The sequence below is a fragment of the Streptomyces coryli genome, from assembly GCF_011044975.1.
Taxonomy (GTDB): domain Bacteria; phylum Actinomycetota; class Actinomycetes; order Streptomycetales; family Streptomycetaceae; genus Streptomyces; species Streptomyces coryli.
This window is the reverse complement of sequence record NZ_JAAKZV010000350.1, coordinates 1-6,244: the sequence shown is the minus strand read 5'-3', so window position 1 is coordinate 6,244 and position 6,244 is coordinate 1. Positions and strand designations below refer to the sequence as shown.

At 71.6% G+C, this 6,244-nt stretch carries 6 protein-coding genes; 1 reads left to right on the top strand and 5 read right to left on the bottom strand.

Going from position 1 to position 6,244, the window contains the following annotated elements:
- Positions 1-9 precede the first annotated feature (9 nt).
- The 5 genes from G5C51_RS38870 to G5C51_RS38850 all read right to left on the bottom strand — a co-directional run bounded on the left by G5C51_RS38870 (position 10) and on the right by G5C51_RS38850 (position 5,536).
- Positions 10-966: a DMT family transporter gene (locus tag G5C51_RS38870; RefSeq protein WP_338118476.1), complete on the bottom strand. Its 957-nt coding sequence runs from the start codon at positions 964-966 to the stop codon at positions 10-12.
- A 131-nt stretch (positions 967-1,097) separates the two neighbouring features.
- Positions 1,098-1,361 (bottom strand): hypothetical protein, encoded by a 264-nt coding sequence (locus G5C51_RS38865; protein ID WP_165245114.1) that lies wholly within the window; start codon positions 1,359-1,361, stop codon positions 1,098-1,100.
- A gap of 48 nt (positions 1,362-1,409) precedes the next feature.
- The gene (locus G5C51_RS38860; protein WP_420824906.1) at positions 1,410-3,062 is read right to left on the bottom strand and encodes an alpha-L-fucosidase; all 1,653 of its coding nucleotides are present in this window, start codon (positions 3,060-3,062) and stop codon (positions 1,410-1,412) included.
- A gap of 100 nt (positions 3,063-3,162) precedes the next feature.
- Positions 3,163-5,238, bottom strand: a complete 2,076-nt coding sequence (malQ, locus tag G5C51_RS38855; protein ID WP_165245112.1) for a 4-alpha-glucanotransferase — start codon at positions 5,236-5,238, stop codon at positions 3,163-3,165.
- 61 nt (positions 5,239-5,299) lie between these two features.
- The gene (locus G5C51_RS38850; RefSeq protein WP_165245110.1) at positions 5,300-5,536 is read right to left on the bottom strand and encodes a hypothetical protein; all 237 of its coding nucleotides are present in this window, start codon (positions 5,534-5,536) and stop codon (positions 5,300-5,302) included.
- A gap of 341 nt (positions 5,537-5,877) precedes the next feature.
- Here G5C51_RS38850 and G5C51_RS44175 point away from each other — a divergent pair.
- The coding region (locus G5C51_RS44175; protein WP_476715157.1) for a beta-N-acetylhexosaminidase family protein at positions 5,878-6,244 on the top strand (367 nt) is incomplete at its 3' end.

Below are 6,244 nucleotides of genomic sequence, written 5' to 3'. Positions count from 1 at the left end.
CCCCACCGGTCACCGGTCCGCCTTCCGCTCCTTCGCGGCCAGCGCCACACCCCCCACGATCACCGCCATGCACCCCACCTGCACCACCGTCACGCCCTCCCCCAGCAGCGCGAAGGACAGCACAGCCACCACCAGCGGCTGCAGGTAGTACACGATCCCCGCTCGCGCCGCGCCCACCAGCGCGACCGCCTTGTTCCAGGTGAAGTACGCGATCGCTGACGAGAAGACGCCCACGTACAGCAGCGGGCCGACCGTCGACGCCGTCGGGGCGAAGCCGCCCTGTGCCGACAGGCTGATCGCGTACGCCGGGGCCAGCAGCAGCACGCCCACCGCGAAGGTGGCGCACAGGAAGACGATGCCGCTGATCTCCTTCGGGCGACGCCGCAGCAGGACGCTGTAGCCGGCGAAGGTGGCGCCCGCGGCCAGCATCCACAGGTCGCCGGTGGCGAAGTCCAGCTCCAGCAGGGCCGCTGGGGAGCCCTTCGCGACCAGGGCCAGGACGCCCGCCAGGGCGATCAGCATGCCCGTCGCGCGACGGCCGCCGATTCGGCGCCCCGTGAAGCGGTCGAAGACGACGATCAGCAGCGGGGACGCGGCGGCGATTACGGCCATGTTCGTCGCCGAGGTCGACTGACCCGCCTGGTAGATGAAGGTGTTGAAGCAGGCGATGCCCAGCAGCGACGCCACCGTCAGATACCCCGCGTGACGGCGCAGCGCCGGCCACTGCGCCCGCAGCTGCGGCCACGCCAGCGGCAGCACCGCAAGCAGGGCGATCACCCAGCGCCAGAACGCCGTCTGCACCGGAGGCACCGCGTCATGGAGCGCCCGGGCGACGACGAAGTTGCCCGACCACACCACGGTCGCGACAGCCGCCAGCAGCAGGCCTGCGCGGGCGCCCTTACGGGCAGCAGCGGTGGTGGTGGTGGTGATCGAAGTGGTCGCGCGAGGGCGGTCCAGGACTGACACAGTTCCCCTTCCGGGTGATGGTTCCGTTCGCTTACGGAACCGATCATCACCGGCGAGGAACTGTCAGGTCCATCGAAAGTTTTCGATGGTGCTGTTCAGTTTTACTGAATGAACAGAAGAAGGGACGCGACTCAGCCGCGCGACTTCGCCTGCGCGCTGACCGTCTCGATGTCGCTGTCCCGCGACCGATCGAGCGCCAGCACCAGGCCGGCGATCACCGCGAAGACGAGCAGCGGGAGCCCCACGTACAGGCCGAGGGTCTGGGCGGCGCTCAGGCCGGGACCGGGGTCGTCGCCGTCGTCCGGGGTGTACGCGAAGGCGGGGGACGACAGGAGCAGCATCAGCGAGGTGCCGGCCGAGAGGGTTCCGGCGCGCAGGGCGTTCTTGTTGACCACGTCCCCAACTTAGCGAACACTTGCCCGCCCCGCGCGCGCGGGGTCCCGCTAGCCGCCCTGACCTGCAGTACTGAGATGGGCCGTGACCGGCTTCAGGTGCGGCGTGGCACGGGATTCGGTCACCCGCACCCGTAGCGCATCAGCCGTCACCGGCTCGGCCAGCGGCAGGATCCGATATGCGCCGATCGTCGTGCCCGAGGCGATGTCCCGCCACGCCCCCGTCGCCGGATCCCGCGCCTGCACCGTGAAGGCCTCCACCCGCTGACCACGGCTGATGTCCTCCGCCAGGCGCACCCGGTCAAAAGTCTGCGGACCCTCCCCCGCCAGCACGTTCTCGCCGTACACCGCGCGCACCCGCTCCCCGAAGGCCGTCAGCTCACGCACATCGGCGTCCGAGATCCGCCCGTCCTTCGCCGGCGGGACATTGAGCAGCAGCGGAGCATTCCGCCCGACGCTCTTCTCATAGAGGTCCACCAGCTCCGCCGACGTCTTCGGCTGCTGGTCAGGGTGATGGAACCAGCCAGGCCGATTCGAGACATCCGCCTCCGCCGGATACCACTGCAGGTACTTCACGCCCTCCCCCAGGAGCTTCTCCCGGGAGCCGATGTCGGGATCCGTCGAGTCATTGGGCAGCGGGGCGAGATTCTCCCGCGGATCCACCTGATGCGGAGTGACCGACCACTCCGTCTCACGTGCGATGCCCTTCTCGTTCCCCACCCAGCGAATGCCCTTGAAGCCCTGGAAGATCACCGTGTCCGGCGACAGCGCGTGGATGAGCTCGAAATACGCGCGGAAGTTGTACTTCTGCTCGACCCCCGCGTCCCGCCACGGATTCGCCCCGTCGAGCCAGAACTCGTCGATCGGCCCGTACTCGGTGAGGATCTCGTAGACCTGGTTGAGGTAGTACGCGTCGTAGTCATTGGCCTTGATCTTGAAGGTCGGCAGCTCGCCGCTCGCCACCTTCGCCCGCCGGTCATCCCCTTCCGCCAGGGTGGGAATGGTCCGTACGGTCTCCGCGCTGCCGTTGCCGTACCGGCCGAGGCCCGACGGCGGACCGCCGTCCTCGAGGGCGGTCTTCTCGACACTCGTGAGCTCCTCGCCCGCCTCCTGCTTGGCCGCCAGCTTCTCCAGCCAGTCGGCGTGCCAGGCGTGCGGGACCTCCGACCCGTCGGCCGGAGACAGATAGACGCCGACCTTCATGTCCCGCTTGCGGGCCTCAGTGGCGTACGTACGAAGCAAGTCGCCCTCATAGCCGCTGTTCTTGATGCTGTGGGGCGAATAGCGCGTCGGGTAGAGGTTGAAGCCGTCGTGGTGCTTGGCCGTGAGCATCGCCAGCTCGGCGCCCATGGCCCGATACGTGTCCATCCACTGCGCGACGTCCACACCACTCTCCGGCGCGAAGGTCTTCGGATCCTCGGCGCCCGAGCCCCACTCGCGGTTGGTGAAGGTGTTCACGCCGAAGTGGGTGAAGGCGGTGATCTCGCGCTGCTGCCAGGCGCGTTGCCCCTTGCTCGGAACAACGTTGGCGGCCTTCTCGATGATGCGGTCCGGGGTGTCGCAGTCCTCGATCTCCATGAAAGTGGCGGGCTCGACCTTTCCGGAACAGTCGCCCGCGGCCCGGGCGGAGGAGGCGGGCAGCAACAGGGCCGGCAACAGCGCCGGCAGTAGCGCGGCGACGAGCACGGAGACGGCTCTTCTCACGACGGGACCTCTCCCAAGTGATCGGACCTATACGGGGGTTGAGTTGGCATGGTCCCGTAAAGAGCCAGCGTCGTGAAGAGCTCCCGCCCAATTCCTCGGATCAGTGGCCGAGTTCGTCCCGTAGCTGCGTCAGCAGGTCGTGTACCCGCGGGGAGGTCGCCAGCTCGTCGAGGGTGACCGGGGTGCCCTCCGCGTCGGCGATCGGGAGGCGCCAGTTCGGGTAGCCGGTCACCGTGCCGGGGAGGTTCTGCGGGCGCAGGTCGCCGACCGTGTCCGGGAGCCAGACGCCGATGAGGCGGGCCGGGGTGCGGGCGAGGTAGCGGTACACGGCGGCGATCGCCGTCTGCGCGTCGTGCGGACCCTCGCCCAGGAGGCCGGTGCGGGCGAGGAGTTCGAGCCACTCCCCCACTTCGACGGCCTCCTCCTGCGCCGCCTGCGCCTGCGGTACGTCGAGCAGGCCGAGGCGGTGGCGCAGCTCCACATGGCCGCCGGTCAGGCGGGAGGCGGTGCTGGGCAGGTCGTGGGTGGTCGCGGCCGCCAGGCAGTCCGGGCGCCAGCGCTCAGGTGGCAGCGGCGGGGCGTGGCCGGTGGCGCCGTCGCCGTAATCCCGCTCGAACCACAGCACCGAGGTGCCCAGCACCCCCCGTTCCGCGAGCGCCTCGCGCATCGCGGGCGCGACCGTGCCGAGGTCCTCGCCGATCACGGGGGCGCCGGCGCGGTGCGCCTCCAGGGCCAGCACGCCGAGCATCGCGTCCTGGTCGTACGTGACATACGTGCCGTGCGCGGGCTTCGCGCCCTCCGGGACCCACCACAGCCGGGACAGGCCCATGACGTGGTCGATGCGCAGCGCGCCCGCGTGCCGGAGCAGGTTGCGCAGCACTTCCCGGTACGGGCCGAAGCCGCCGGCCGCGAGGGCGTCCGGGCGCCAGGGCGGCAGGCCCCAGTCCTGGCCGTGCGGGTTGAAGGCGTCGGGCGGGGCGCCGATGGACATGCCGGCGGCGAAGGAGTCCTGCTGCGCCCAGGCGTCGGCGCCCGAGGGGTGCACGCCGACGGCGAGGTCGTGGACGATGCCGACCGCCATCCCGGCGTCCTTCGCGATCCGCTGGGCGCGGGCCAGCTGGTTGTCGGTCAGCCAGGCCAGCCAGCAGTGGAAGTCGATGCGGTCGAGCAGCACATGCCGGGCCCGGGAGGTCGCCGCCGAACGGGGGTCGGCGAGGCCGTCGGGCCAGGAGCGCCAGTCGGGGCCGTGCAGTTCGGCGAGCGCGTACCACGTGGCGTGGTCGTCGAGGGCGGGGCCCTGCTCGGCGAGGAAGGCGTGGTACGCGACCCGGCGGCCCGGGGTCAGCTCGACCTCGCGGATGATCTCCAGGGCGTCGAGCTTGAGTTGCCAGACGGCGTCGCGGTCGATCAGCTCGCCCTTGCCGCCCTGCCGCAGCACGCCCTGCCGCAGCGCCGCGGCGCGCTCGCCGAGTTCGGTGGCGCGGGCGCGGTGCTCGGGCGGCAGATAGCGGAACTCGGGGATGTCCTCGATGCGCAGATGCACCGGATCGGGAAAGCGGCGCGACGACGGCCGGTACGGGGACGGGTCGGCGGCCTCGCCGGGGCGGCCGGGGACGCCGGCGTGCAGCGGCCCGGTCTGCACGAACCCGGCGCCGTGGACGCGGGCCGCCCAGCCGGCCAGCTCGGCCAGGTCGCCGAGGTCGCCCATGCCCCAGGAGCGGGGCGAGAGGAGTGAGTAGAGCTGCACGAGCAGGCCGTGCTCGCGGCTCTCCAGGGCGGGCAGCCGGGGCGGCGCGGCGACGAGGGCGGCGGAGTCCGTACGGCCGTCAGGGGCGGCGGCGTGCAGGGTGTGCACGCCGGGAGGCAGGTCGGCGCTCCACGCGAGGGTGGCGCCGTCCTCGGCCTCGACCTGTAACTCGGTGCCGTCCGGCAGGCCGGTGGGCACCGGGGCGCCGGGACCCGCGATCGCGCGGCGGGTGATGACGGCGGGCAGCAACGGCCGGGCGCGGGCATGCGCGTCCAGCTCGGCCCGTACCGCGCGCGGGGTAGAGGCGTCCACGCCCATCGCGGCCAGCACGGCCACGACGGTGTCCTCGGGCACCGTGGCGGTGCGGCCCGGCGCGGGCGAGAAGGAGGTCGCGACGCCGTGCAGGGCGGCCAGCCGGTCCAGGCTCATTCCTTGGACCCCCAGTTGAGGTGTGACGGTCTGTGCAGCTTCGGTTGCGCTGCGCAGCCTCTCAGACCTGGGGGGTCGGCGTGAAGTGCATGGGGGGTGTCGGCTCGCTGATGAGGTTGTCATCGGCGGCGAGCGGCGGCTCACTCGTCAGCGGCGCGCCCGCGAACAGCGGCGGCTCGCTGGTCAGCGGCAGCTCCGCGCAGGAGCAGGCGCCGGTCAGGCCGTAGTCGGGGTCGGCGCCCGCGTCGAATTTCAGGTGGTCGTGATCGTGGTCGTGGCTGTGATGGTGCGCGCCCACGAGGGGCCTCCGTAGATCGGCGGCAGACTTCTTTTGAGACTTGTGCAGCATGCGTCGGTCCTTACCCGCCTCGCGGCGGCGCAGACGCAATCGTGCTTGAGGTCACATTACGTGATCCGCAGGCGATTTGGCGGCCCCGGGTCCGGGCTCCGGGAAGACATGGCGGATTCGGGGCGACCCGGCAGGCTTTTTTACGGCACGGGGCGCCGACTCGACTACAGCCCGCAATCGCTCGTATGCAGGGTGCAAACCTCGCGGAACGGGCAGTCGCGTTGACACCCCCCGCCCCGCGGTGGTGGGCTCTTCGCCTATTGGCGGTGTTGTGAGGGGAGTTACGGCCGGTGCGCGGGAGCAAGCGCAGGGTAACGGCGCGGGCGGCGGTCTGGTCGGCTGCCCTTTCGGTCGGCGTAGGCATGCTCTCGGCGGCGCCCGCGGTGGCCGCGCCGGACGCCGGCGACGACGAAGGCCCGGGGGCCGCGAGCCCCGACCGGGAGGACGCCGGCACGCCGCAGATCTGGCCGCGGCCGCATGAGTTGCGTATGCGGGCGGGCGGGATCGACGTGCGCGGGAGGGTGGCTTTGGTGGCCCGCCCGGACGCGGATCGCTACGCGCTGGACGTCATCCGCGACGCGCTGCGCGGGGCGGGGGCGAGTGAGGTGTACGACGTCACGCCGGGGGCGCCGCTGACGGGGGCGGACGGGGGTGCGG